24 protein-coding genes and 2 pseudogenes are annotated in these 23,293 nt (G+C 62.9%); 14 read left to right on the top strand and 12 right to left on the bottom strand.

The genetic code is table 11. The annotated features are described in order from the left end of the window. From ESZ60_RS18840 to hmpA, 8 genes and pseudogenes are all read right to left on the bottom strand, one after another. Positions 1 to 253 (bottom strand): transposase (locus ESZ60_RS18840; RefSeq protein WP_209021364.1); only part of this gene is annotated, 253 nt, incomplete at its 3' end. A 32-nt stretch (positions 254 to 285) separates the two neighbouring features. Further along, positions 286 to 531, bottom strand: a complete 246-nt coding sequence (locus tag ESZ60_RS18835) for an IS66 family transposase (RefSeq protein WP_167620229.1) — start codon at positions 529 to 531, stop codon at positions 286 to 288. 31 nt (positions 532 to 562) lie between these two features. Beyond that, a complete protein-coding gene (locus tag ESZ60_RS21740) occupies positions 563 to 685 on the bottom strand; it encodes a hypothetical protein (protein WP_280634016.1) in 123 nt (40 codons plus the stop codon). Then, a complete protein-coding gene (locus ESZ60_RS21735) occupies positions 682 to 807 on the bottom strand; it encodes an oxidoreductase (RefSeq protein ID WP_134682242.1) in 126 nt (41 codons plus the stop codon). The genes ESZ60_RS21740 and ESZ60_RS21735 overlap by 4 nt, the downstream gene beginning before the upstream one ends. Positions 808 to 1,189: 382 nt before the next feature. Continuing rightward, positions 1,190 to 1,809, bottom strand: a pseudogene (locus ESZ60_RS18820) (transposase); the annotation flags it as partial. A gap of 334 nt (positions 1,810 to 2,143) precedes the next feature. Continuing rightward, a complete protein-coding gene (locus ESZ60_RS18815) occupies positions 2,144 to 3,433 on the bottom strand; it encodes a PQQ-dependent sugar dehydrogenase (protein ID WP_134682241.1) in 1,290 nt (429 codons plus the stop codon). A 554-nt stretch (positions 3,434 to 3,987) separates the two neighbouring features. Beyond that, a complete protein-coding gene (locus ESZ60_RS18810; RefSeq protein ID WP_134682240.1) occupies positions 3,988 to 5,205 on the bottom strand; it encodes an NnrS family protein in 1,218 nt (405 codons plus the stop codon). A 13-nt stretch (positions 5,206 to 5,218) separates the two neighbouring features. Further along, a complete protein-coding gene (hmpA, locus tag ESZ60_RS18805) occupies positions 5,219 to 6,397 on the bottom strand; it encodes an NO-inducible flavohemoprotein (protein WP_134682239.1) in 1,179 nt (392 codons plus the stop codon). A 125-nt stretch (positions 6,398 to 6,522) separates the two neighbouring features. On the opposite strand from hmpA, the gene ESZ60_RS18800 reads away from it, so the two are divergent. Together ESZ60_RS18800 and ESZ60_RS18795 are read left to right on the top strand one after the other, a co-directional pair. Then, on the top strand, positions 6,523 to 6,984 hold the full coding sequence (locus ESZ60_RS18800; protein ID WP_134682238.1) for an RrF2 family transcriptional regulator: 462 nt from the start codon (positions 6,523 to 6,525) through the stop codon (positions 6,982 to 6,984). Between the two features lie 4 nt (positions 6,985 to 6,988). Next, on the top strand, positions 6,989 to 7,132 hold the full coding sequence (locus ESZ60_RS18795) for a hypothetical protein (RefSeq protein WP_209021363.1): 144 nt from the start codon (positions 6,989 to 6,991) through the stop codon (positions 7,130 to 7,132). A 179-nt stretch (positions 7,133 to 7,311) separates the two neighbouring features. On the opposite strand, the gene ESZ60_RS18790 is transcribed toward ESZ60_RS18795, so the two are convergent. Then, positions 7,312 to 7,647, bottom strand: coding sequence for a cupin domain-containing protein (locus ESZ60_RS18790; protein ID WP_134682237.1), 336 nt, complete (start codon positions 7,645 to 7,647; stop codon positions 7,312 to 7,314). A gap of 135 nt (positions 7,648 to 7,782) precedes the next feature. Between ESZ60_RS18790 and ESZ60_RS18785 the strand changes: the two genes are divergently transcribed. The 9 genes from ESZ60_RS18785 (at position 7,783) to ESZ60_RS18745 (ending at position 14,865) form a co-directional block, all read left to right on the top strand. Then, a complete protein-coding gene (locus ESZ60_RS18785; protein ID WP_134682236.1) occupies positions 7,783 to 8,154 on the top strand; it encodes a hypothetical protein in 372 nt (123 codons plus the stop codon). A gap of 264 nt (positions 8,155 to 8,418) precedes the next feature. Further along, on the top strand, positions 8,419 to 9,180 hold the full coding sequence (locus tag ESZ60_RS18780; protein ID WP_134682235.1) for an amino acid ABC transporter substrate-binding protein: 762 nt from the start codon (positions 8,419 to 8,421) through the stop codon (positions 9,178 to 9,180). Continuing rightward, positions 9,180 to 9,854: an amino acid ABC transporter permease gene (locus tag ESZ60_RS18775; protein WP_134682234.1), complete on the top strand. Its 675-nt coding sequence runs from the start codon at positions 9,180 to 9,182 to the stop codon at positions 9,852 to 9,854. Before ESZ60_RS18780 ends, ESZ60_RS18775 begins: the two co-directional genes overlap by 1 nt. Continuing rightward, complete coding sequence (locus ESZ60_RS18770) at positions 9,851 to 10,591, top strand: amino acid ABC transporter ATP-binding protein (RefSeq protein ID WP_134682233.1); 741 nt, start codon at positions 9,851 to 9,853, stop codon at positions 10,589 to 10,591. Before ESZ60_RS18775 ends, ESZ60_RS18770 begins: the two co-directional genes overlap by 4 nt. Before the next feature lie 319 nt (positions 10,592 to 10,910). Then, positions 10,911 to 11,216: a hypothetical protein gene (locus ESZ60_RS18765; RefSeq protein ID WP_134682232.1), complete on the top strand. Its 306-nt coding sequence runs from the start codon at positions 10,911 to 10,913 to the stop codon at positions 11,214 to 11,216. Between the two features lie 539 nt (positions 11,217 to 11,755). Continuing rightward, positions 11,756 to 12,331: a PAS domain-containing protein gene (locus tag ESZ60_RS18760; RefSeq protein ID WP_134682231.1), complete on the top strand. Its 576-nt coding sequence runs from the start codon at positions 11,756 to 11,758 to the stop codon at positions 12,329 to 12,331. A gap of 84 nt (positions 12,332 to 12,415) precedes the next feature. Then, positions 12,416 to 12,778 carry a helix-turn-helix transcriptional regulator gene (locus ESZ60_RS18755; RefSeq protein WP_134682230.1) on the top strand — a complete coding sequence of 121 codons (363 nt, stop codon included), beginning with the start codon at positions 12,416 to 12,418 and terminating at the stop codon, positions 12,776 to 12,778. Between the two features lie 90 nt (positions 12,779 to 12,868). Continuing rightward, positions 12,869 to 13,471 (top strand): hypothetical protein, encoded by a 603-nt coding sequence (locus ESZ60_RS20925; RefSeq protein WP_167620228.1) that lies wholly within the window; start codon positions 12,869 to 12,871, stop codon positions 13,469 to 13,471. A gap of 764 nt (positions 13,472 to 14,235) precedes the next feature. Then, positions 14,236 to 14,865, top strand: coding sequence for an IS5 family transposase (locus ESZ60_RS18745; RefSeq protein ID WP_134682229.1), 630 nt, complete (start codon positions 14,236 to 14,238; stop codon positions 14,863 to 14,865). A 22-nt stretch (positions 14,866 to 14,887) separates the two neighbouring features. Here the strand turns inward: ESZ60_RS18745 and ESZ60_RS18740 are convergent, their stop codons facing one another. From ESZ60_RS18740 to ESZ60_RS18730, 3 genes are read right to left on the bottom strand one after another with little or no spacing between them, the layout of a single operon-like run. Beyond that, positions 14,888 to 17,098, bottom strand: a complete 2,211-nt coding sequence (locus ESZ60_RS18740; protein ID WP_134682228.1) for a xanthine dehydrogenase family protein molybdopterin-binding subunit — start codon at positions 17,096 to 17,098, stop codon at positions 14,888 to 14,890. Positions 17,099 to 17,100: 2 nt separating this feature from the next. Beyond that, the gene (locus ESZ60_RS18735) at positions 17,101 to 18,063 is read right to left on the bottom strand and encodes an FAD binding domain-containing protein (RefSeq protein WP_134682227.1); all 963 of its coding nucleotides are present in this window, start codon (positions 18,061 to 18,063) and stop codon (positions 17,101 to 17,103) included. Continuing rightward, entirely contained in the window at positions 18,060 to 18,575 is a 516-nt protein-coding gene (locus ESZ60_RS18730; RefSeq protein WP_209021362.1) for a 2Fe-2S iron-sulfur cluster-binding protein, read from the bottom strand. Before ESZ60_RS18730 ends, ESZ60_RS18735 begins: the two co-directional genes overlap by 4 nt. 370 nt (positions 18,576 to 18,945) lie before the next feature. Between ESZ60_RS18730 and repA the strand changes: the two genes are divergently transcribed. The 3 genes and pseudogenes from repA to repC form a co-directional block, all read left to right on the top strand. Next, on the top strand, positions 18,946 to 20,142 hold the full coding sequence (repA, locus tag ESZ60_RS18725; protein ID WP_134682225.1) for a plasmid partitioning protein RepA: 1,197 nt from the start codon (positions 18,946 to 18,948) through the stop codon (positions 20,140 to 20,142). After that, entirely contained in the window at positions 20,142 to 21,071 is a 930-nt protein-coding gene (gene repB, locus ESZ60_RS18720; protein WP_134682224.1) for a plasmid partitioning protein RepB, read from the top strand. The genes repA and repB overlap by 1 nt, the downstream gene beginning before the upstream one ends. Before the next feature lie 319 nt (positions 21,072 to 21,390). Then, a pseudogene (gene repC / locus ESZ60_RS21730) lies at positions 21,391 to 22,527 on the top strand (plasmid replication protein RepC); the annotation flags it as partial. Positions 22,528 to 23,293 lie beyond the last annotated feature (766 nt).

The raw sequence follows: 23,293 nt of genomic DNA, 5'->3' as shown, positions 1-23,293 counted from the left end.
GGGGCACCGCAACTGTCATCTCGCCGTCCTGCCCCTTCAGCACCTTGGTCGAGGCGCCATTCCGGCGATTGCTCCGACCCGGAGGGGCCTTCTTGCCATCTTCATAGCCAAGATGCGCCGTCAGCTCGGCGCCCAGCATCCGCTCCATGAGCTTGATCTTCAGCTCTTTCATCAGCCCGGTGTCGCCGAGCAGATCCTCAGGGCACTCAACACCCTTCAGCAGTTCGTCGAGGATTTCCTTGGAGATCGTCATGCATGCTTCCTTTCGGTGAAGCATGGACCGGATCAGTCATACACAGAAGATCGGACGCTCTCCACTCTGTTGGCCATTTTCGAGGTAGCCTCGCGCCTTGGGCCAAGCGCGCAGCGAATGGCCTCGGCCAGCTTGGTCTTGCCCGATATTTTCGACATCTGTTGCTGCAGCCAGATTTCCAACTCCTCGAAGGTGGGCTTTGCCCGCGCTTGCTGCAGGCCAAGCCGTTCATCGGGCGATGTGTTTCGCGCATCCTTTTCGACGGCGTAGAGCCGCAATCCGCTCGATGGTTTCCTTGGCGATGGCCGATCAATCGCGTTCGAAGACATCGACAAACTTGCGGCGGACATGGACCATGCGGGCCTGCTCGCTGGCCATATCCGTGACGCCGGCAGCAAGCCAGATCCTGGTGTTGCCCGGCGCCGGGATCATTGCGTCAGGCCCTGAACCAGCCCCAGCACCGCCGGCAGGCTTGTCGGGACCTCGATCAGGATCCCGCGTCCGTCGGCCAGCGAGATGGCGACCCGCTGCGCGAATGTCCTGCCATCTGCCAATCGAGGCGTCTCGACAGTGGGGTCGTCGCATGCAGTCCTGCGGCGGCACTGAGATTTCGACCGGCACAAACACCTGGCCATCGGCGGCGATGCTCGGCGCCGTGTCATCATCCGAGGCAAACCGCGGATCTCTGAGCCAGATGAAGAGCAGATTCGAATTCATCGAATAGCGCCGCGCCACTTGCGCGACAGAAACACGCGGCGCGCGTGTATCGAACGCTTTTCCTCAACCGACCAGAACCGGTTACTGTGCCCCTTCGTGTCTGCCATAGACTGTCTCAAAGTGTTCATTCCCGAGCATGGACATTTTCAGCCGAGGACCCGCGTCGTCAGGGCAGGCACGCCAAACGGGTATTCTAGTCTCCAGAATCATTGAATTTCTCAGCCAGAACGAGACGGTTGGGGCGAGCATGATGGCTGAGAAGAACGCTTCTGGACACCGGTCGTATCATGTGGCCACACGCCGCCAGTCCTTGAGGCGACCGAACACGATCTCGATGCGGTTGCGCCGTTTGTAGCGGCTCTTGTCGTATTTGATGGCATTCTTGCGGGAATTTCAGAGAAGCCAATCGGCTTTCGGCAGTGTGCCTAGAAGCGCCGCCGCGCCAGTGTAATCGCTGACCCGGCCCGCCGGGATGAAGAACTCCATCGGTCGCCCCTTCGCGTCTGTTACAGCATGCAGCTGGGTGTTCATGCCACCTTTGGTTCGGGCGATCTGGGGTCCGGGCCCTCATTTTTCCGGACTGGCTGGAAGCCGTGCGGTCTGCCTTGAGCATGATCGGGACAAAGACCCCGTTGTCGCTCCAACACTTCCAGCGATTCTAGAGGGTCTTGGCAGGGCCGTATTCCTTCGGCATCTCACCAACGCAATCCGTTGCGATTGATGAATATTATGCCGCTGAGGACGCGCCGGTCATCGACGCGAGGTTTGCCATAGCTCTTCGGGAAAAAAGGCTTCAGGCGCTCCATTTGCGCGTCCGTCAGCCAGGAGAGGTTGCTCATCAATCAGGTCTCCTATCGGAGCAAGCATCACGCCAAAAGACCGAAATCAATGGGTCTTGGACCAAATTTCGGCGGCATGACCATTCGCGCTTTGGTCAGGAGGCCTCCTCCTTTCTGCGCATGATCATGCTGCGGAAGCCGGCTTTCACCCGAGGCCCACCTGTTGATCGATGCGCGGACGCTCAGCCACAATTCTTAATTGATCATTGTCAGTGGCCCCGGGAAACGGTGCCGAATTTCCACCCTCGAATAGAGAGTCGCTATTTATGGCTGCTTGCATGAGCCGCCCGGCTTGACCGGGCGACTTTCGGTTCAGGACTATGAGCCAGCCTGTCTATTTGGGCGCGATGCGATAGATCGCGCCTTCCTCCATGACAGCATAAAGCGCGCTGTCGGGGCCGAGGGTCAGGCCTCGGAAGCGACCTTCTATCTGTGGCAGGTCCATCGTGACGACCTCCTTGGCGGAAAGGCCGTCCTCGGCCAGGTCGATCACGTCGATGCGGTTGCCGACCGGCGTGCCGCCGAAGGCAATCCCCATCAGCCCCACCGCAAGGCGACCGTTCCAGTCGCCCCACCCCTCACCCTCGAGGAAGGCCGCCGAGCCGGATCCCTGTGACAGGCCGTTATTCGTCCAGGCCGGTTTCATCGCCTCGGGGTAAAGTTTCAGATCAGTCATCGGCATGAAGACCGCGCGCTCTTTCGGCTCCATGCCATCGTTTTGGTTCGGCATGTAGCCGCAGTAATTGCCGGGGCAGTCGCCACGTCCACTTTGATTGGGGCGCGGATCCCAGCCGCCATTGCCGCCGACCGTCAGCGCCGTGATTTCATCGGTGTGCCAGGGCCCATGCTCGGCAATGACCGGCTGGTTGGTTCCGGGACGAAAGGCAAGACCCTGCACATTGCGATGGCCATAGGTATAGATCCGAACGTCGCCGCCCTCGGGGGGCTTGTTCTCGGGGGCCCCCTTGCCGTCGCCATCGATGCGCAGCACCTTGCCCCCCAGGAGCGTGGGGCTTTGCGGCAATTCGCTGTTATGGTTGTCGCCGGTGGTCACATAAAGAAAGCCGTCGCCGGGACTGAAGCGCATGCGACCGCCGTTATGCGCCCCCATGCCGCCGAAAGGATGGTCGGAATCCTTGAGTTTGTAAGGGATGTCTTCGATGATATCGACACGATCCGAGACATTCGCGAAATCCTCGCTCACCTTGAGCTTCAGCACCCTGTTGGTGATGGGCGTGGCCTTTTTCGAGGCAGAGTAGACATAGATCGTGCGGTTACTCGCAAAATCGGGGTCGACGGCGACACCGTTCATCCCGGCCTGCCCTTCGCAGAACAGGTCATCCGCCGTGCTCGCATAGCCTTCGACACCGTCCATGCCCAGCAGCGCCTTCAACTCACCGGACGGCAGGCGGACCGAAAGCCCCTCGCATTTCTCGGTGATGAACATGGTGCCGTCCGGCAAGAATGCGACATCCCAGGCAAGGTCAAGCCCGTTGACCACCTCGGTTGCCTCCAGCGCGGGCGGAGCGGCTTGGGTGGCGGGTGCGGCAAGCCCAGCCGCACCCGCAGCCGCTGCAGAAATTGTCAGAACTTGGAATGAAGACCTACTCTTGATAAAGCGCATCGTTCTCTCCCTAAGGTCGTCGGTTCAATACGGTCGCCCCATCTTTGGAGTAGAGGCACCGGCCAAGCCGATACGCTCTCACAAGCGAGTATTCCGTGAATGTTTGGAGACTCCCCCGCCGCAAAGCCTCCCTGCGGTGCGTCGGGCCCATAGAATCAGAGCAACCGCTTTAAAGATAACATCTTCTCGTCCTCGCGCGACAGGATTGGCGGGCGTGGGGCACGCCATGCATGCCCACGGCTTGAGGGTTTACGACCCTGCGCTATAGGGATGCTCGGCCAGCACGCGCTCGGATGCGATCATCGGGCCGCCGACATGTCGGACCGCGATATGCCTCATCAAACCAGCACCGTGCCGAGAAACCGCTGCAGCGTTCGCGCCGGCTTGGGTGCAGATGCTGGCTTTGCATGACCGCCAGTACCCCCACGGGATGATCCGCATCGGGGAGCGGGGTTGTCGGGACGCCGACCAGCCGTGCCTCGTCCCGCCAGCGATCGGACAATGCGCAGACCGACAGGCCAGCGCTGCGACGATCAGAGGCCTCAATGTGCCTTTCAGGAATTCGCGGCCTCGCCGGTCGCTTGCTTTATCGCGACACGCGGCCGCATCAGAAATGGCCCGTAAGTCATCACGAATGCTGCAAAGGCAAGGATCCACAGCCCGGCAGACAGATGCATCAGCGCCGTGGCATTGTCCGCGATTCCCGCAACCACGCGCAGAAAGACCGAAAGAAGCATTGCCAGAAAGATCGCCAGCGTCGCGGGTCCGGCATGCAGCACCCGTCCGGTATGGCCCAAGGTCGCGCGGCACATCACCGCAAGCGTCATCAGCCCGATCGCGCCGTCCAGCCAGATATGCCGCGCGGTCGGCACGGGCATGAGGCCGAAGCCCGCAGCACCCTCGGCAAGGAAACCCAGCGCAAGAAGGCCGTAGGCCTTGTGCATGACCCAAAGCAGCGGCTCGGTCCGGACCTGCCAGCCGCACCAGCGCAGAACGCGCCACAGATGCAGCGCACCGGTCAGCAGCATCAGCCAATGTGTCGCTGTCGCATCGGGCCAGCCGACGAAGGCCGCAAGCGTCACGCCGGTCACGCCAAGGATCGCCGCATCCAGACGCCCGAAGGGCGCGGGCAGCCTCAAAGCCTGCCGCGCCGCAAGCCAGTTGCGGGTGAAGCTGGGAATGATCCGGCCTCCGATCAGCGCGATCAGCAGAAGTGATGCGCCCAGTCCCAAGCGCATGCCCCAGCCCTCATAGGCAGGAGAACTGACATGCTCTTGCAGATGGAATGCGGCATTGGCAAAGCCGTAAAGCGCGATCAGCCCCGCGACCGGCAGGTTGCGCCAGTTCTTGCCGCGCCAGATCTCGCGCGCGATGAAGCCGACAAGCGCCACGGTCAGCGACAGGTCCAGCAGTGCCGTGACCGCCCAAGGCAGATGCGCCGAAAAGGCCATAGCCACGCGTCCCGCCAGCCACAGCCCGACCAGACCGGCCAAAGGCCAGCCCATGACCGGCAGTCGGCCGGTCCAGTTCGGCACGGCGGTCAGAACGAAACCCGCAATGACCGCGCCAAGATAGCCGAAGAGGAACTCATGCGCGTGCCAGCTGAACGGGTCGAAGCCGATCGGCACCGGCTGCCGCCCCGTCATCATCGGGATCCAGATCAGCATCGCGCCAACGGCCCAGAGGGCCGCCAGCAGAAAGAAAGGCCGAAAGCCATGGCTGAAAAGCGCCGGTCCCGTGTAGTTGCGCATCCGTTCCGCCGTCCCCGCCATGACCTGTCCCCTCTTAGCCGAGTTGCGCCGCGGCGGGGCCGAAATGCTCGTAATGGATACGGTCCTCGGGCACATTCGCCGCGCGCAATCCCCGGATCATCGCGTCCATGAAGCCGGTCGGGCCACAGATGAAATAATCCGCGACCTTCGGATCGCTGATTTTGACCAGCCATTCCGCTGAAATGCGGCCGGCATGGACGAGGCCCGATGTCTCGACCTCGGGCATCTCGTAGAAGACATGGCTTTCATCGGCCAGATCCAGATGGCGGTCGCGCATGGCGTGATGGCGCGCATCGCGGGCGGCATGGACATGGATCATCCGCAGATCGCCGCCGCCGCAGCTTTCCAGCATCGAGATCATCGGCGTCATGCCGACCCCGCCCGAGAGCAGCACCACCTCGCGCTTGCCCGCAGGGTCAAGGAAGAACTCGCCCGAGGGCGCGGCGACATCGATGGTGCTGCCCGGCTCGACCGCGTCATGCAGCCAGTTCGAGATCCGCCCGCCCGGCTCGCGCTTGACGGTGATGCGGTAATCGCGACCGTTCGGGGCCGAGGAGATCGAGTAGTTGCGGCGGAACTCCTCACCTTCGGCGGGGGTGAAGCGGAAGCTCAGATATTGGCCGGGGCGGTGCTCCAGCACCGGGCCGCCATCGACCGGTTCGAGCCGGAATGAGGTGATCTCGGGCGTCTCGGGGGTTTTTGCCGCCACGCGGAATTGCCGCCAGCCGCGCCAGCCGCCGCGCGCCTGTTCGGATTGCGAATAGATCTGTTCCTCGCGCCCGATCAGCGTGTCGGCGAGGAACCAATAGGCCTCGCCCCAGGCGGCAAGAATCTCGGGGGTCGCGGCCTCGCCAAGCACCTCGCCGACCGCGCCCAGAAGGGCGGTCGCGACATGGGGGTAATGCTCGGGCAGGATCTGCAGGCCGACATGTTTCTGCGCGATGCGTTCCAGCGCGCCGCCAAGAACGGCCGGATTGCGGATATGGGTCGCATAGGCAACCAGCGCACCCGCCAGCGCCTTGTGCTGGGGCGAACTGCCCTGCTGGTGCGACATGTTGAAGAGCGCGCGGATCTCGGGGTCGGCCAGAAGGCGGCGATACATGCAGGGCACGATCTGATCGACATGGGCGGCCACGACCGGCGCGGTCGCCTCGATGATCGACAGGGTTTCCTCGGAAAGCGGCTTGGGCATGATATCCTCCTGACGCTGGGTTCATGTTCCCGTCGATAGAGACATAATGCCAGCTTCAAAAAGATTCCATTAATTGGTATCTTTAAGTGCTGCGACATTCCGTCCCAGCCGGAAAGGAAAGCCCGATGCGCCTGAATGACACCACTGACATGGCGTTGCGGGTGATGATCTACGCCGCCACCCGAGTTGACCGGCTGTTCACAATCGACCAGCTTGTGGCGGTCTACCGCTTTCCACGCAGCACGGTGATGAAGGTGGTGAATGCCCTGACGCGGGGCGATTTCCTTGCCGCGCAGCGCGGTCGCGCGGGCGGGTTGCGGCTGGCGCGTCCAGCCGATCAGATCAGTGTGGGCGCGGTGGTGCGCCACCTCGAGAGTGATTTCGGGCTGGTCGAGTGCATGCGCACCGGCAACCAATGCATCATCACCTGCCAATGCCGCCTGATCGCGCCGCTACAACGCGCGATGGAGGCGTTTCTTGAGGTGCTTGACGGCTGCTCGATTGCCGACATCGCCCTGACGCCGGCGGATTTTCCCTTGATTGAGAGAGCGGACGTCCGGAACAGACTTAATGAAGGACTAGGCTAAAATCTTGCACATTCCACGTTCACTCGGTCCGGCGGAGGCCCGGACCTCGCTGCGGGAGGCCGCCCGCGCGGGCGCTGTGGCACTGGCCGGGCTTGCATTGACCGGGCTTTTCATGCTGTCGTCGGTCATCGACGTGAAGACTGGCTGATACCTCGTTGCGCCAGTCGGCGCGAGTTCGGTCCTGCTTTTCGCCGTTCCGAACAGCCCGGTGGCCTAGCCTTGATCCGCCATTATCGGCAATACCAGCGCGGCGCTGGTCGGTCTTTTCGACGGCCCTAAGCGATCTCTCGGATGCCGGCTTTGCTGGCATCCAGAATGCCCAGCGTTCTATGGGGAGGGACGCAACATGATCGTCAGCAGCAAGGACGAATCCTCCTGCGCCAGAAGCGAATGGATCACGCCGCCATCAAGATAAAGCCAGTCGCCCCCCGTCATCAGCCGAGACTCGTCTTCGAAGCGGAAGAAGACCCGCCCTTCGAGGCATTGCAACGTGATGCTTCCATCGACCTTGTGATCCTTGAGTTCTTTGCCGGCCAGAAGGACCAGCCGAATGGCCTCGAATTCAGAAGTTTTGACCAAAGCATGCGTCCTGGCCTCGGCCATCGCATCTCCCAATGGCGCAAGACCGACGATTTCACCGGAAGTCGCATGTGGTCGAGCCATTGACCTGCTCCTGTGCTGGTCAGCCCATCTTGCCCGGCTGCTCCGAAACGACAAGTGGGTTGTGAAAGCGGCGCGGGGTTGCTCGGCTGGCGAGCCAAGAGGAAGACCCCCCGCGATTTGGCAGGGATATCTTCCATGGCCGACCCATCCGATTTTCCAAAGCCCGCTCGCAAGCGGGTCGAGAACCGTGGCTCAATCACTCTGAAAGCCCAAGCCTTCGACGCCGAATTCCGCGTGACCTTGGCCAGGGCGGCGATGCGCGCGGGCAAGTCCCAAGGACAATGGGCGGCAGAGGTTTTGCTGAACGAGGCGCGGCGCATCCTGTCCGAGTGGCAGGACCCTGTCGCCCCCAGCATAGCTGCTGCCGTTCTGATCAATCACCCCTCGACCGGCCCGCAGATCTCACACACCGAGATAGGTGCAAAGCTTGATACTCTGGCGACGCTGATCTACAGCCTGACCGTTCAGCGCCGCCGTGGTCTCTGGCCCGTATTTTCGGCAGCCTGACCTGCGCCGCCCGCGATCGGTGACGCCTGAATGCGACCGCGTTGCCACCTCGCGCCGCTCCCCTGCTATTCCCACAGCGAGACGGACAAAACTTGTTCGCACAGCATGACATTGTTTCCAAGCTCTGTTCAGAAGAAGAACATTCGTTCTACAGTTTGGTGGTGAGGCTTGATCCTATCCTTTTCTAGCAGACGGCGTTGTGCGTGCGGTTGCGGCTGACCCAGGCAAAGCGCATCTGACAGGTCTGAAATGAGGGAGTTATCCATGCGCCACATCGTTCTTTCGGCGATCCTTGCCGCCAGTCTTGGCCTTCCGGCCACGGCCGATACCATCCGCGTCGGCATGTCGGGCAGCTATTTTCCCTTTGGCTTTACCAAGGCCAATGAATTACAGGGATTCGAGGTCGACTTCCTGAACGCCATCGCGGCCGAGACCGGAGATACGGTCGAATTCAATACCATGTCCTTCTCGGGTCTGATCGGGGCGCTGGAATCCGGTCGCATCGACACCGTGGCCAACCAGATCACCATCACGCCCGAGCGCGAGGCGAAATTCGCCTTTACCCAGCCCTATGTCTATGACGGCGCGCAGGTCGTGGTGAAGAAGGGCAACGAGGAAACCATCACCGGCCCCGAAAGCCTCAAGGGCAAGTCGGTCGCGGTGAACCTTGGCTCGAACTATGAGGAATTGCTGCGCGCGCTGCCCTATGCGAGCGAAATCGACATCCGCACCTATGAAAGCAATATCGAGCAGGACACGGCTCTGGGCCGCGTCGATGCCTTCGTGATGGACCGCGTGTCCTCGGCACAGGTGATCAAGCAAAGCCCGCTGCCGCTGGCGCTGGCCGGGCAACCCTTTGACGAGATCCGGAATGCCCTGCCCTTCCGCAATGACGAGGCCGGCAAGGCGCTGCGCGACCGCGTCGATGCCGCCATCACCAAGCTGAAGGAAAACGGCAAGCTGGCCGAGATTTCCCAGAAATGGCTGGAAGCCGACGTGACCAAACCGCTGGCTGACGCCCAATAATGCGGCCATTGGACATCGCCTATATGGGGAATATGCTGCCGGTCATCGCCAGCTATATCCCACTGACCCTGTTCATGGCCGTGGTCGGCATGGTCCTCGCGCTGGTTCTGGCGGCAGTTTTTGCCGTGGTGCGGGTGCTTCGCGTGCCGATCATCGACCGGGTCGTGGCGGTGTTCATCAGCTTCTTTCGCGGCACGCCGCTGCTGGTGCAGTTGTTCCTGTTCTATTACGGCCTGCCGCAGCTTTTCCCGTCGCTGACCAGCCTCGATGGCGTCACGGCCGCGATCATCGGACTGACCCTGCATTTCGCCGCCTATATGGCCGAAAGCATCCGGGGCGCGATCCTCGGCGTCGATCGCAGCCAATGGGAGGCCGCGTCCTCGATCGGCATGACCCAAGGCCAAGTTCTGCGCCGGATCATCCTGCCGCAGGCAGCGCGGGTCGCGGCTCCGACCCTGATGAACTATTTCATCGACATGATCAAAAGCACCTCGCTCGCGTTCACCCTCGGCGTGACCGAGATGATGGGGGCGGCCCAGAAAGAGGCGGCGGGCAGCTTTCTCTACCTCGAGGCCTTCCTCGTGGTGGCGCTGTTCTACTGGGCCATTGTCGAGATCCTCTCGGTCGGCCAGCGCTGGATCGAGCGGCATCTGGGAAGGGCGGTGGCGCGATGAGTTGTGAGATCCGCGTTGACGGTCTGGTCAAGCGCTTTGGCGATCAGACGGTGCTGGATGGCATCGACCTTTGTCTGCAACCCGGTGAACGGGTGGCGATTATCGGCCCCTCCGGCACGGGCAAATCGACGCTGCTGCGCTGTCTGAACTATCTCGATCGGCCCGATGCCGGTCATATCCGGTTGGGCGATCTGGATATCGACGCCGCCAAGGCCAGCAGCGCCGACGTTCTGGCGCTGCGGCGGCGGACATCTTTCGTGTTCCAGAACTATGCGCTTTTCGCAAACAAGACCGCGCGCGAGAATATCATGGAGGGGCTGACCGTGGTGCGCGGCTGGCCCAAGGCCAAGGCAGGCGCGCGCGCCGATGAGATCCTTGCCCAGATCGGGCTTTCAGATCGCGGCGACAGCTATCCCGTGAACCTTTCCGGCGGACAGCAACAGCGGGTCGGCATTGGCCGCGCGATGGCCCTGCACGCCGATCTGATGCTGTTTGACGAGCCGACCAGCGCGCTTGATCCTGAATGGGTGGGCGAGGTTCTGGACCTGATCCGGCAGATCGCCGATGGCCGGCAAACCATGCTGATCGTCACCCATGAGATGCAGTTCGCGCGCGAGATCGCCGACCGGATCATCTTCATGGAAGGAGGGCGCATCGTGGAGCAAGGTCCGCCCGAGCAGATTTTCGGTGCGGCGCAGGATGAACGCACGCGGGCTTTCCTGCGCCGCGTCGGCTGAGGAACGCGCGTTTCGGGCACCCACTTCAGCAGCCGGAACCAGAGGTTGAAGCTTCATTGCCAAGCGGACTGATGCGCTCCCGCCGCGGCTGAGGGGGCCGGGGGGGACATTACAACTCGGCAACATGCTGGCCCTGTTGGTCGGGTGCTTTCCGCTCTTGTCGGCATCCTCCGGCGCAAAGCCCGGTCAGACGACACTCGAAGCGATCCTCTTGGGCAATCCGGCGTCGGCCTAGGTGACGGTCTCAATGGCGGTCTTCTTCGCATCGGGCGAGGCCTACCATCGGGCCTAGGCCGGCCGGACGGTGCCGCGGCAGGACATGAACCGGCTGGGTGACACGCTTTCCGGGGCAGGGGCGGTTATTTTGTCAGTGTCGCACATGTGCGTCGGCAATATGCTCCTGACCATTGCCTCAAGCCTGACGATGGCTGGCGGTAAGCTTGGAAATGCGTTCATTTTTGGGCAAGCGTCCGAAAGATTTCCCCGGCTTGCGCATGCCCTGCGCTGTGTCCCACCGGTCAGCAGGATACCGGGCTTGCTGGCCCTGACCATCCAGCTCAAGATCGGTCTCCAAGAGATTGCCATTCGCGGACTGGAACCGGCGATCCAGCCCAGATGCTCATGATATGCATCCTGATCTGGGCGCGTGGCGATTACCTGCTCGTGCATGGTCAGGCTGGCCGGATCGTCGCGAGCGGGCGCCGTCGAGGCAAGCTCTGATCGCGGGAAATATGTGCGGCCTGCTCCAGATCCGGCCGTAAGATGTTCAGGCTGTTCCGTTGCCGGAAGTGCTTGGACACAATCCCGGTGAACCGGGGCGCAACTCAGCTTAGCGGCGCGGCGGATTTTCAACGCTCCTGTCAACCGTTCGATTGACGCGAACTCGCGCAGGATCTGGCAAACAAGAACGACCGATCACCATAAAGGCATCACGCAGGCTCATCATTTCGGAACTTGGCCATGGACGGGAATGCCGAAACCGCAAAGGAACTCATCGGACTGATCTATGACTGCGTGGTGGAGCCCGACCGCTGGACGCGGATGCTCGAGGCCTGCTGACTGCGGCTCGGTTTCCGCTATGCCGCCTTGTCCCTGCAGGCGCTCCCTGCCGGGGTCCCGATCCTTCAGGCGTCGAGCGGTCTCTCGCCGGAATGGCTGGCGCGGATGCCGAAATTCAGCGGCGATTTCATCGAACGCTGGGGCGGGCATGCCAGAATAGCCGCGCTGCCGCTCAGCGAGCCAGCGCTTCTGTCCCGGGGCTATGCGAACTGGGCCAACGCCGAAAGCCGCTATTGGCGCGAATGGGCCCAGCCTTTGGGGATTTGCGATATTATGGCGCTTGGCATGCTGCGCGATGCCACGGCCGTCGGTTCGATCATCCTCGCACGCCATGACAGCCGGGGTCCGATCGACGAGGAGACGATTGCGCTTGGTCGGACGATCCTGCCCCATGCACAACGCTCGATTGCCATCAGCAGGGTTCTCGAAACGCACCGGCTGGGGCTGGCATCCTTTCGGGCGGCCATGGACCAGCTGAGCACCGCCATCACGATGCTTGGCGAGAGTCGCGCCATCCTCTATGCCAATCGCGCCGCTCTTGACCTGTTTGCATCCTCCTCGCCGCTGACCCGGCAAAAGGATCGGCTGGGTCTGGGCCAGTCCGAACTGGATCGTCGTCTGGGCGGCATCGTCCGGGCCTCTGCCCAAAGCATGTCGCCCGGCGCGGATATCCCCTTGTAGGACGCCGAGGCCGACAGCTTCCTCGTCCAGGTCCTGCCGGTTTCCGAGAATTCCCGCAGCATCGAACTGGTCCCTGCCGTCGCCATGGTGCTGGTCCGGCGTCTGTCGCCCCGGCTGTCCGCGCCGAGGTCGTCCTTTGCCGCGCTCTACGGGCTGGCGCCCGCCGAGACGGCAGTGCTGGACATGATCGCGCGGGGCAATGGCGTCGTGGGGTCGGCGCGCATCCTGGGATCGAGCGTCGCCACCGTAAAGGCCCATCTGCAACGCATATTCAACAAGACCGGGGTCAGACGGCAGGCCGATCTGGTGGCCTTGATTTCGTCTTCGGGCCTTTCGGCCGAGATCTACCGACCGCATTACCACTATCCGAATTTCGTGACGGGCGATCAGCCGACAACGGACCGGACTCGTCACATGTGTCGATATCGCGAACGGACGGTCTCGTGACGCAGACGACCATTTCCTGACCCCGATCTGATTGGAGTGACTAAATGCATTCCCTGAAGCCCAAACCCGTCAGCAGATCCCGTGCCAGCTATGGCCGCGAACGCGGTCGGTGCAGTGGCGATGTCGCTCTTTGCCCTGCCCGTCGCGGCAGGGACGGTGTCGATCTGGGCGCCGATCCAGGCGGGCAGCCTGCACGAGGGGCCGCTGGATATGGTGATCTATTACCGGCCCGTCGAAGGCCAGTTACTGGAAGTGACAGGAACCTATGCCCCCCGTAGTGGAGGAGCCGCCAGTCGCTTTGTCATGGTCTTGTCCGACGGCGACGCTGTGAGTTTCGCGATGCCGGGATATCGGGAGGCGCGCTATAGCTTCGTCCGGAAAGGGATCAGTGTCACAGCCACGGTCGAGGCCCCGTTTTCCGACGCTTTGGCGCTGGATGCCGTGAACGGCTGTGTTCGCGGGAGATCTTTGGCTGGCCCCCAGTCAGATCAGGGGCGCGGGGAGGCGTGGTCCTCAGAGGGGCTCCACCTGTTGCATTGGCAGCCGCCAAGCGGCCGGCGCGCTGGCGGCTCCATCCCAGCGCGGCGGATCGAAACCTCGCTGGCGTCGGGCGGGGGTTCTGGGCGACTGGCTGGCCAGCCGCGGCTACGAGCCCGAACAGGTTCTGTGCTCGGCTGCGGCACGCATGCGTGAGACATGGCGTGTTTTTCACCGATGCCGCTCCTGCCCTCGCGGGTGGTGCCGGAGTGACCCGGCAACCACGTCCAGGCGAAACTTTGAAACCGGGACCATCCCGAAGGATGTCGCTGCCAGATCGTTGACCGGAAGCTTCGTCCGTCTCGCGTGCAGCATGCGTTACTGCTGGCCAACGGGTTTGCGGTAAGCCGTGTTTGCCACCCTGTTTCTGACGAGGCGTCTCAACAAATTTTTCATGTGTCGCAAAGATCCGATGGCCCTCGATGGGCGCGCGGCATGGCGGTGGCGTTTCGACAAGCCTGTCTTGGGCCATAGCCCGGCGCAATGGCCGCTCGCGATGGTTCGCCTCCAGAGCTTTGGCTGCATGGCAAAGCAGGTCGCAGGCGTATTCGACTAGCTTTTCTGACCGGGCCATAACCAGCAGCGCAGCCCGCTTCTGGGCGGGCCAACTGGTGAAAAAGCGCAGCGCGTTCCTTTTCCGCGCAGGGGTCTGGGATCAAGACAGTCCTTATAGAGATCCTTGCTTCGAGGGCTGCTCTCTTCGGCAGGTGCGGACAGGCCATGGCCGCGATCGCGCTGAATCTCCTGCGTGCCGGGTGATGTCGCCTGCCGACCCGCATGATCGTCTTGAGGTGATCGAGCCTCTCCCGCAGCTACTCGGCCAGCGTCGAAATCATAGCGTCGACCTTGCCTTAAGCAGCCTCGGCAGGGCGAGGATACGCTTGGCGACAGGCTGACGATCATTCGAACGCCTATGTTCGCTGGCCTGTGGTTCGGGGCCGACCTGTTGGCCAAGGCCCAGGGATTGGCAGTTGGCCGATGTCTGGGATCAGTCGCATCAGGTCTTGCTGCGGCAGCTACATCGCGCCGGTCATCTCGACCGGACCGGTGCTTGCATGGACAGCGCCTCCATCGCGGCGAAAAGGGCGGCGAAGTCACCGGCCCCAACGTACGGCCCCAACCCCACCGATCGCGGGCGCGCGGGCAAGAAGCGCCACATCGTCACCGGCAGGCGAGGCATTCCCCTGACCGCGCGCCTCAGCGGCGCAAACGTCCATGACAGCGGGATGCACGACCCGTTGCTCGACGCCATTCCTCCCATGTATGGCAAGCGTGGCAGGCCGCGCTGCCGGCCCGGCAAGCTCCATGCCGACACGGGGTATGACTATCCCCGCTGTCGCAGGGCTTGCACCAAACGCGGCATCAGGCACCGCATTGCGAGGAAGGGCATTGAGCGCAGCAGCCATCTCGCAAAACATCGCTGGGTCGTCGAGCGGACATTCGCCAGGCTCTCCAAATTCCGCCGGTTCGCCGTTTCTACGAGCGCAGGGCCGACATTCAGCTGGCCTTCACCATCTTGGCCTGCGCCATCATCTGCTTTCGAGCGCTGAGAACATGGCTTTGCAATGACCCCTAATCCGCCGCCCGCGCGATCGGGTCAGGCAATTGGGCGATCAACCTGTCCGGCGTCATCGGAAAGCTGCGCATCCGCACGCCGCAGGCATTGTAGATGGCATTCGCGACGGCCCCGGCCGCGCCGCAAATGGCAAGCTCGCCCACCCCCTTGGCCTGCAGGGGACTGGCCGGGGCATCGCGCTCTTCAAGCAGGATCACCTCAAGCGCGGGCACATCCGCGTGGCAGGGCACATGATATTGCGCAAGGTCATGGTTCAAGAGCCGCCCGTCGCGCAGATCGAAGGACTGCTCTTCGGTCAGCGCTGCGCCGATGCCCCAAACCATGCCACCCAGACATTGCGACCGCGCGGTCTTGGCGTTCAGGACCCGCCCAAAGCCAAAGGCCCCCAGCATCCGCCGCATCCGGGTTTCGCCCGTAAACGCATTGACGGCCACCTCGCAGAAAAACGCGCCGTAGCTTGCCTGCGCGTAATCCATCTGCGTCTTGCCGGGCTTGATCCGCCCGACTTGCTCCAGCGCCTCGCCTTGCAGCAACTCGGTCACCGGGCGCGAGCGCCCCTGCCCCGAGGCGATGCCGTCGCGCAATTCCAAAGCCTCGACCGGGATGCCAAGCCGATGCGCGAGCCGGTCGCGGATCGCCTCGCAGGCGCGAAACACCGCCGATCCGGTCGAGCTCGCCCCGAAGCTGCCGCCCGACCCTGCGCCCGAGGGCAGCGAACTGTCGCCCAGCTCGACCCGGACCCGCGTGATCGGCACGCCCAGCATCTCGCCCGCGATCTGGCCAAGGATCGCGTAGCTGCCGGTGCCGATATCGGTCTGGTCGCTTTGCACCAGCAGGCTGCCATCGGCCTCAAGCCGGACGCGAGCCGAAGCGGGCCGCAGCATATTGACCCGCGCCGCCGAGGCGACGCCCATGCCCAGCCACCACTCGCCCTCGCGGCGCATACAGGGGCGCGGCTTGCGTGCATCCCAGCCAAAGGCGCGCGCGCCCTGATCCAGCGCCTCGACCAGCATGCGCGAGGAATAGGGACGATCCTTGCCGGGCTGGCTGGCGGGCAGGTTGCGCTTGCGCAACTCGATCGGGTCAAGACCCGCCTTTTCGGCAAGCTCGTCCATCGCGGCTTCCAGAACCTGCATGCCCACCGCCTCGCCCGGCGCGCGGACCGAGCCCGAGGTCAGCCGGCTGATCCGTGCGACATTCACCGCAAGCTTGCGGTTCTCGCCGCCGTAAAGGAACTCGGTCGCCTGCGTCACCGGCTCGGCGAATTTCTCGCCCGGCAGGTTCGAGACCCATGCCTCATGGCCAAGCCCGGTCAGCCGACCGCTGGCATCCGCTGCCAGCCGCAGGCGTTGCCGGGTCTCGGATCGGCGCATGATCGTGTCGAAGACCTGCTGACGCGTCAGCACTACCCGCACCGGTCGCCCCAACTCCCGCGCCGCGATGGCGGCGGCAATGGCGTCATGCGAAATCCCCAGCTTCGAGCCGAACCCACCCCCGACATAGGGCGAGATGATGCGAACATTGCGCGGCGATATCCGCAGCGAATCCGCCAGTTCCTTGACGTTATGCGAGATCATCTGGAAGCTGCCCCACAGCGTCAGCACGTCCCCCTGCCATGCGGCGATCGAGGCATGGGGCTCCATCGCGGCACTCGCATGACCCTCGGTCGTGTAGGTCAGATCGACGCTATGGGCGGCCGAGGCCATTGCCTCGTCCAGATCGCCCAGAATGACGGGTTTCTGACCCGATTCGTATTCCGCCTTGCCGGCATCAAAGGGCACGTCGCCCTCAGGCGCGTAGTCGATCCGCAGCGCCTTGGCGGCATGGCTTGCCTGTTCGAAACTCTCCGCCACGACCAGGGCGACGGGCTGGCCGTAATATTCGACCTCGCGCACGTCCTGCACCGGAGCCTGTCCGGCGGTGCCTTGCGCGGGGCGCCGCAACATGCGCTTGTCGGCAAAGATCCCCAGCACGCCCGGCATGGACAGGACCTCATCCCGATGCAGGTGCAGCACCCTGCCCTGCGCGATTGTCGCGGTGACCAGCACGCCTTCGGCGCAGTTCTCGGGCCGGTATTCCGCCGCATAGGTGGCGGTCCCGGTTACCTTCAGCGCGGCCTCGGGGCGATCGAGGGGTTTTCCGATGATCCCTTGCCGGGTCTGGTCCAGCAGGTTGCGTTGATCGGGGACGTCATAGGTTCCGAACATGGTCAAACTCCGGTAGCCTCGGCAAGGACAGCGATCAGGCTGCGGCGCAAGAGCGGGATCTTGAAATCATTCTCCCCCTGCCCCTTGGCCTTGGCGACAAGCAGGTCGGCGGCGCGGGCGAAGAGTACCGGGGACGGCACCTCGCCCAGCAAGGCCTGCTCGACCTCGGGATCGTGCCAAGGCTTGTGGGCGACGCCGCCAAAGGCCAGATCAGCGCGGCTGATCCGGCCGCTCTGGATGTCGATGATCGCCGCGACCGAGACCAGCGCAAAAGCAAACGACGCCCGGTCCCGCACCTTGCGATAGACCTGCCGCCCACCCACCGGCGGCGGCAGCGTGACCGAGGTGATGATCTCTCCCGGCTCCAGCACATTGTCGCGGCTGGGATCGTCGCCGGGAAGGCGATGAAAGCCACGCAGGGGAATGCTTCGCCCGCCCCGCGACCCGGTGATCTCGACCGAGGCATCCAGCGCGGCCAGTGCCACCGCCATGTCGCCGGGATAGGTCGCGATGCAGGCGGGCGAGACCCCAAAGATCGCGTGCTCGCGATTGCTGCCGTCGATGGCGTCGCAACCCGAGCCCGGCTCGCGCTTGTTGCAGCGCGTTCCCAGCCGCATGAAATAGCCGCATCGCGTGCGCTGGCACAGATTGCCGCCGGTCGTGGCGCGGTTGCGAAGCTGCGGACTTGCACCGGCAAGGATCGCGCGGGCAAGCAGCGGATAGTCTCGCCGCACCCGTTGATCCGCCGCGCAATCGGCATTGCGCAGCAGCGCACCAAGGCGTAGCCCGCCCTCGACCTCGGTGATCTGATCCAGACCGACATGGTTGATGTCCAGCAGGCGCGTCGGCAGTTCGACCTCCAGTTTCATGAGGTCAAGAAGATTGGTCCCGCCTGCGATCAGGCGCGCCTCGGCCCCTGCCGCATCGGCAACAGCGCTGGCACGGTCATAGGAAAACGCTCTCATCCCGCCACCGGCATGACGTCGCGAATGGCCGCGATGATGTTGGAATAGGCCCCGCAGCGGCACAGATTGCCGCTCATCCGTTCGCGCAGTTCCTCATCGGTCGGCAGAACCGAAAGAAGATCATCGCTTACGTGGCTCGGCCAGCCCTCGGCCAGTTCCGCGATCATGGCCGAGGCCGAGCAGATCTGGCCGGGCGTGCAATAGCCGCATTGGAAGCCGTCATGGGCGATGAATGCGCGCTGCAAGGGGCTGAGGTCATCGTCGCTGCCCAGACCTTCGACCGTGGTGATCTGGCATCCGTCCTGCATCACCGCGAGGGTCAGGCAGGAATTGATCCTGCGCCCGTCGACGATCACCGTGCAGGCACCGCATTGCCCGTGGTCGCAACCCTTCTTCGTGCCGTAAAGCGAAAGCTCGTCGCGCAGAAAATCAAGCAGCGAGCGCCTTGGATCGCCCCCATACTGGACTGGCGTTCCGTTGACCTTGAATCTGGCTGGCGGGGTCGGGGGCATGGGATCTCCTGTGGCCGCGTGGCGTTCGAGGGTGAACCGTGAGCAAGGCGCATTGTTCCGTGCAAGGTCGCGGGCGGCACCGGCGACACCCGGCGAGACGGCCTTGCCGAGCGCCCTGCCCGGCCAAGCTTTCATCGGGATGGACAGGAGTCTTGCAGCCTTTCCGGGCTCGTCCCCAGGGCTGCGGGTCGGACCGCGCCCGCTCGCCCGGCCTGTTCCGCATGAAGATCGAAGCACAATCTCTTGCAGTTCCTGTGAAAATCTCTTGCGAGAATCGCAAAACGCGCGCATCACTTACGAAGTTAACAGAATAAGACGGCCGAAAGCGTAACTACAAATAACGGCCCGATACCTACCGAGGACAGGCGCAGTGGATAATCTCCAACCTAAGACCCGGATCGACAAGCTCGTCGGTGCCCATGCCAGCGGGCTGTCACAGCGTTTGCAGGCCCATCGCGAGCAGCTTTTCCCGCCCAATGCCAAGCGCGAGCTGCGCAAATTCACCTCGGGCGAGGTCGCCGACCTTCTCGGCGTCAAGGATGCCTATCTGCGAAAGCTGGACCTTGAGGGCAAGGGCCCCTCGCCCGAGACGCGGGCGGGCGGGCGGCGCTATTACAGCCCCGCCGACATCCTCGCTTTGCGCGAATTGCTGGAAAGAGGCACCAGGACGCCGGGCACCTACCTGCCCGGCCGCCGCGCGGACGACCATCTGCAGGTCATCACCGTCATCAACTTCAAGGGCGGCTCGGGCAAGACCACGACCGCGGCCCATCTGGCACAGAAACTGGCGCTGGACGGCTATCGGGTGCTGGGGATCGACCTTGACCCGCAGGCCAGCTTCTCGGCCCTGCATGGCGTGCAACCGGAATTCGATCTGGTCGATGGCGGCACGATCTATGACGCGATCCGCTATGAGGACCCCGTGCCGCTGCGCTCGGTCATCCAGAAGACCTATTTCACCAATCTCGATCTGGTGCCGGGCAATCTGGACCTGATGGAGTTCGAACATGCGACGCCCATGGCGTTGCGCGAACGCACGGGTAACTACTTCTTCACCAGGATTGGCGACGTTCTGGCCGAGGTCGAGCAGGATTATGACGTCGTGGTGATCGATTGCCCTCCGCAACTGGGCTTTCTGACCATGTCGGCGCTTTCGGCGGCGACCGCCATTCTCGTGACGGTGCATCCGCAAATGCTGGACGTGATGTCGATGTGCCAGTTCCTGCTGATGACCTCGAACCTGCTCGGGGTCGTGGCCGAGGCCGGGGGCAGCATGGATTACGACTGGATGCGCTACGTGATTACCCGCTACGAACCCGGCGACGGGCCGCAAAACCAGATGGTCAGCTTCATGCGCTCGATGTTCGGCGAGCATGTCCTGAACCATCCGGTGCTGAAATCCACCGCAATCTCGGATGCCGGGATCACCAAGCAGACGCTTTACGAGGTCGAGCGGGGCCAGTTCACCCGCGCCACCTATGAGCGCGCGATCGAGAGCCTGAACGCGGTCAATGGCGAGATCGAAGGACTGATTCAAGCGGCCTGGGGCCGCGGAAAGGGCGCGTGATGGCACGGAAGGATCTTTTGAAAAGCCTGATGGGCCTGCCCGAAAATCCCGATGCGGATGCGCCCCTGCCCCGCATGGAGCGCGGCGCCATCGGGGCCGTGTCGAAATCCATCAGCGAATTGAAAAGCCGCGCCATTATCGAGGTCGCGCCGGATCTGATCGACAATGCCGGGATCGAGGATCGGATGGATGCCGATCCGTCGGGGATCGAAGCGCTGACCGCCTCGATCCGCGAATATGGCCAGCAGGTGCCCGTCCTGCTGCGTCATTCGCCCAATCACGAGGGGCGCTATGACATCGTCTTTGGCCGCCGCCGGGTGCAGGCGATGCGCACGCTCGGGATGCCGGTCAAGGCGATGGTCCGCACGCTCAACGACCGCGATCTGGTCGTGGCTCAGGGTCAGGAAAACACGGCGCGCAAGGATCTGAGCTTTATCGAGAAAGCCAATTTCGCCGCGCAGATGGTCAAGGCCGGGTTCGAGCGCAAGGTGATCTGTGACGCGCTCGCCATCGACAAGACCGTGATTTCGCGCATGCTTTCCGTCACCGATGACGTCCCCGAGGCACTGATCCGCGCGATCGGCGCCGCCCCCTCGGTCGGGCGTGACCGTTGGCTGGCCTTGGCCCAGAAGGCGGGCAAGCTGCCCCTGTCGGACCTGCTCGCCGCAGCGACGGGCCCGGATTCAGACACGCGCTTCGCGTCGGTCATTGCCGCGATGACCCCCCGAAAGGCAGCACCCCAGACCACGCCGGGACGGCAGAATTTGCTGGGCGCGGATGGCCGATCCCTTGGGCAGGTCAGGAAAAGCGGCAAGAAGGCCGTGTTCGAAATATCGGAGGCCGGTGATTTCGCCGATTGGCTGATCCGGAACATGCAGGACATTCATCGCGACTGGCTGGAACATCCGCCTGTCCGGCACAAGGAATAATCGAGCCGCAGCAGCAACCAGGAGACGCGGCAAGGCAAAGGAAAAGCGCCCCAGACTACTCCGGAAGGGCCGTTCTCTCTAGCTGGGACCTCAACGAAAGCGGCAAATGTTGACAGCTGTCAAATGCGTGTTTTCAGTCGGGCTTATTGCCCCGTGAATGACCAGATGAGTCATATTTCCACGACACCTTTCGGGCGGCGCGGCATATCGGCTGCGCATTTGCAGGGCCAGACCAGCGCCGACGCCCCTACCCCGCAGGAAATCCCCGATAAAAGGCTGATCTTGCGCGAATTGACAGTGGCCCTATCATCCCTCCAATGAGTTGGCAGATGATTTGCGGCTCATTGTCTTTGGCTCGGACAACGTCTTGTCTTGGGGCGCGCAGGACACGGCCGAGAGGGCCCTGCGCCGCCATATCTCGCACCTCGTGCAGGCCGGGCTGATCTCTGCGCCATGACAGCAAAACGGGAAACGCTAGGCCTTGCGGGGCGTTCCCGGACAGATGGCGACCGCTTTCGGCTCTAATCATCGTCCCCTGCTGCTCCGCTGGCCCGAGATCCGCCGGGCCGCCGAGGCCACGCGCGAAACCGAGAGGCGGAAAAAGGCCATGCGTCACGAAATCATCTTGCACCTGCGCGACGCCGCAAAGATGGCGGTTCGTACCGCCGCGCACGGGCCGGGCTCGACAAGCGCCCTCGATGACCGTCTTGCCGATTTGCATCGCGTCTCGCGCCGCAAGCTGGAACTTCACGACTTGCGAGACCTTGCCGATCGCAGCCGCAGCATTCAGGCCGAGATTGCCGAGCTCATGCCGGTCGACACGGAAAACATGAGCGGCAATGACAGCCAAAAAGAGCGGCACATACAGAATTCAAAAACCTATATTCAAGAACCTGAATCTGCGCAAAACGACACGAAACCTGTTGCTGCGACGACCCGGAAAATCCCGTTGGCATTGGTGCTGAAAGCGACACCGAAACTGGCAGCCTGTAGCGCTACTCGGATCGAGACATGGCGAGATTTTCACACGACCGCCAATGTCCTCCGGCCCATGCTGGGGCTCGACGACCGGACCTGGGCCGAGACCTTGCAGACCATGACGTCGGATGAGGCCTCTGTCGCGATTGCCTGCATTTTGCAAAGAATCGGGTCGATCCGGCGACCGGCAGGCTTTCTGAGGGCCCTCCGCAAAAAGGCCGCGACCGAGGCCCTTTCCGCGCATGCCATGGCCTTGGCCTTGTGCGACACCTTGGCGGATTGGCGAGTTGACAGCTGTCAACTCTTGCGCCCAGTCCGACAATTATGGGTTCTCTTTGTCCCTTCCCGTCCCGCACGCAGCGGTCGGTCTGATGCAAACCGGCTTGACTTCGGCCGGGTCCAGTTCGCGAAGCGTCACATCGGCCAACGCGATCAACCAAACGTCACGACCAAGATTGCGAATCCTGCATCCCATTAATGGGCTCTAACCTTGGATTTGGATAGACAACCACTGGAGGTAATGACGCGAAACCACGGACTGCGTGCATCGACGCAAAAGCTAGCATCAGAGACCACCGCCCGATAAATGGTTTGCTGCGATCACACCTTGGCATCCTGTTCCGTCGGAGCGGTTGCAGCATCACCGTCTCGTTGAACCGCCTGTCCGGAAGCATTGGTGGGCAAGCGGAAAGCTCAAGCCTTGAGTCTGCAAGTAAGACACGGGATGATCGAACCCCTCTCACCCCGAACTGTCGATCGGGCGCAATGCTGCCCGGTTTCTCGATCGGCTGATCCGGGAGACCCCTTTTCCCGGCATGCGGCAAATCACATGGCATCCGCAGAATGGCGAGTCCGGCCCAACAGGTCCGGTGCGCAGAAATCATCTAGCTGCCGATGCGCCGCGGCTGCCAATACAGAATGCCACCGGAAAATCATCGGCCTAGGTATCGGCCGCTCCGAAGCCGAAACCCCTTTGGACCGATGTTCTGCGTTCCGCTGCGTGCCCGCGGATTGGGCGGGGTAGGGCAGGTTGACAGCGACGCCCATTCTGGTCTGATGCTGTTGAAAAACTCGAGCACGAGCTTTGAACGGAGGCTGGGACTGACGCACTTTTCAGTGCGGTCCTTTCAGGCTCGGCAACCGCGTGATCGGTTTTCTCAACCGCTCGGTGTCGAAGGCACGGTCGCCGGGCAGAGCGTGGTCATTTTCCGGAGGTTTTGGGCGATGGCGGCGAGTGTGAACTC

Origin of the sequence: Paracoccus ravus (assembly GCF_004522175.1) — a bacterium.
GTDB lineage: Bacteria > Pseudomonadota > Alphaproteobacteria > Rhodobacterales > Rhodobacteraceae > Paracoccus > Paracoccus ravus.
The sequence above is the reverse complement of the archived record's forward strand: the minus strand, read 5'-3'. Positions and strand labels throughout refer to the sequence as shown.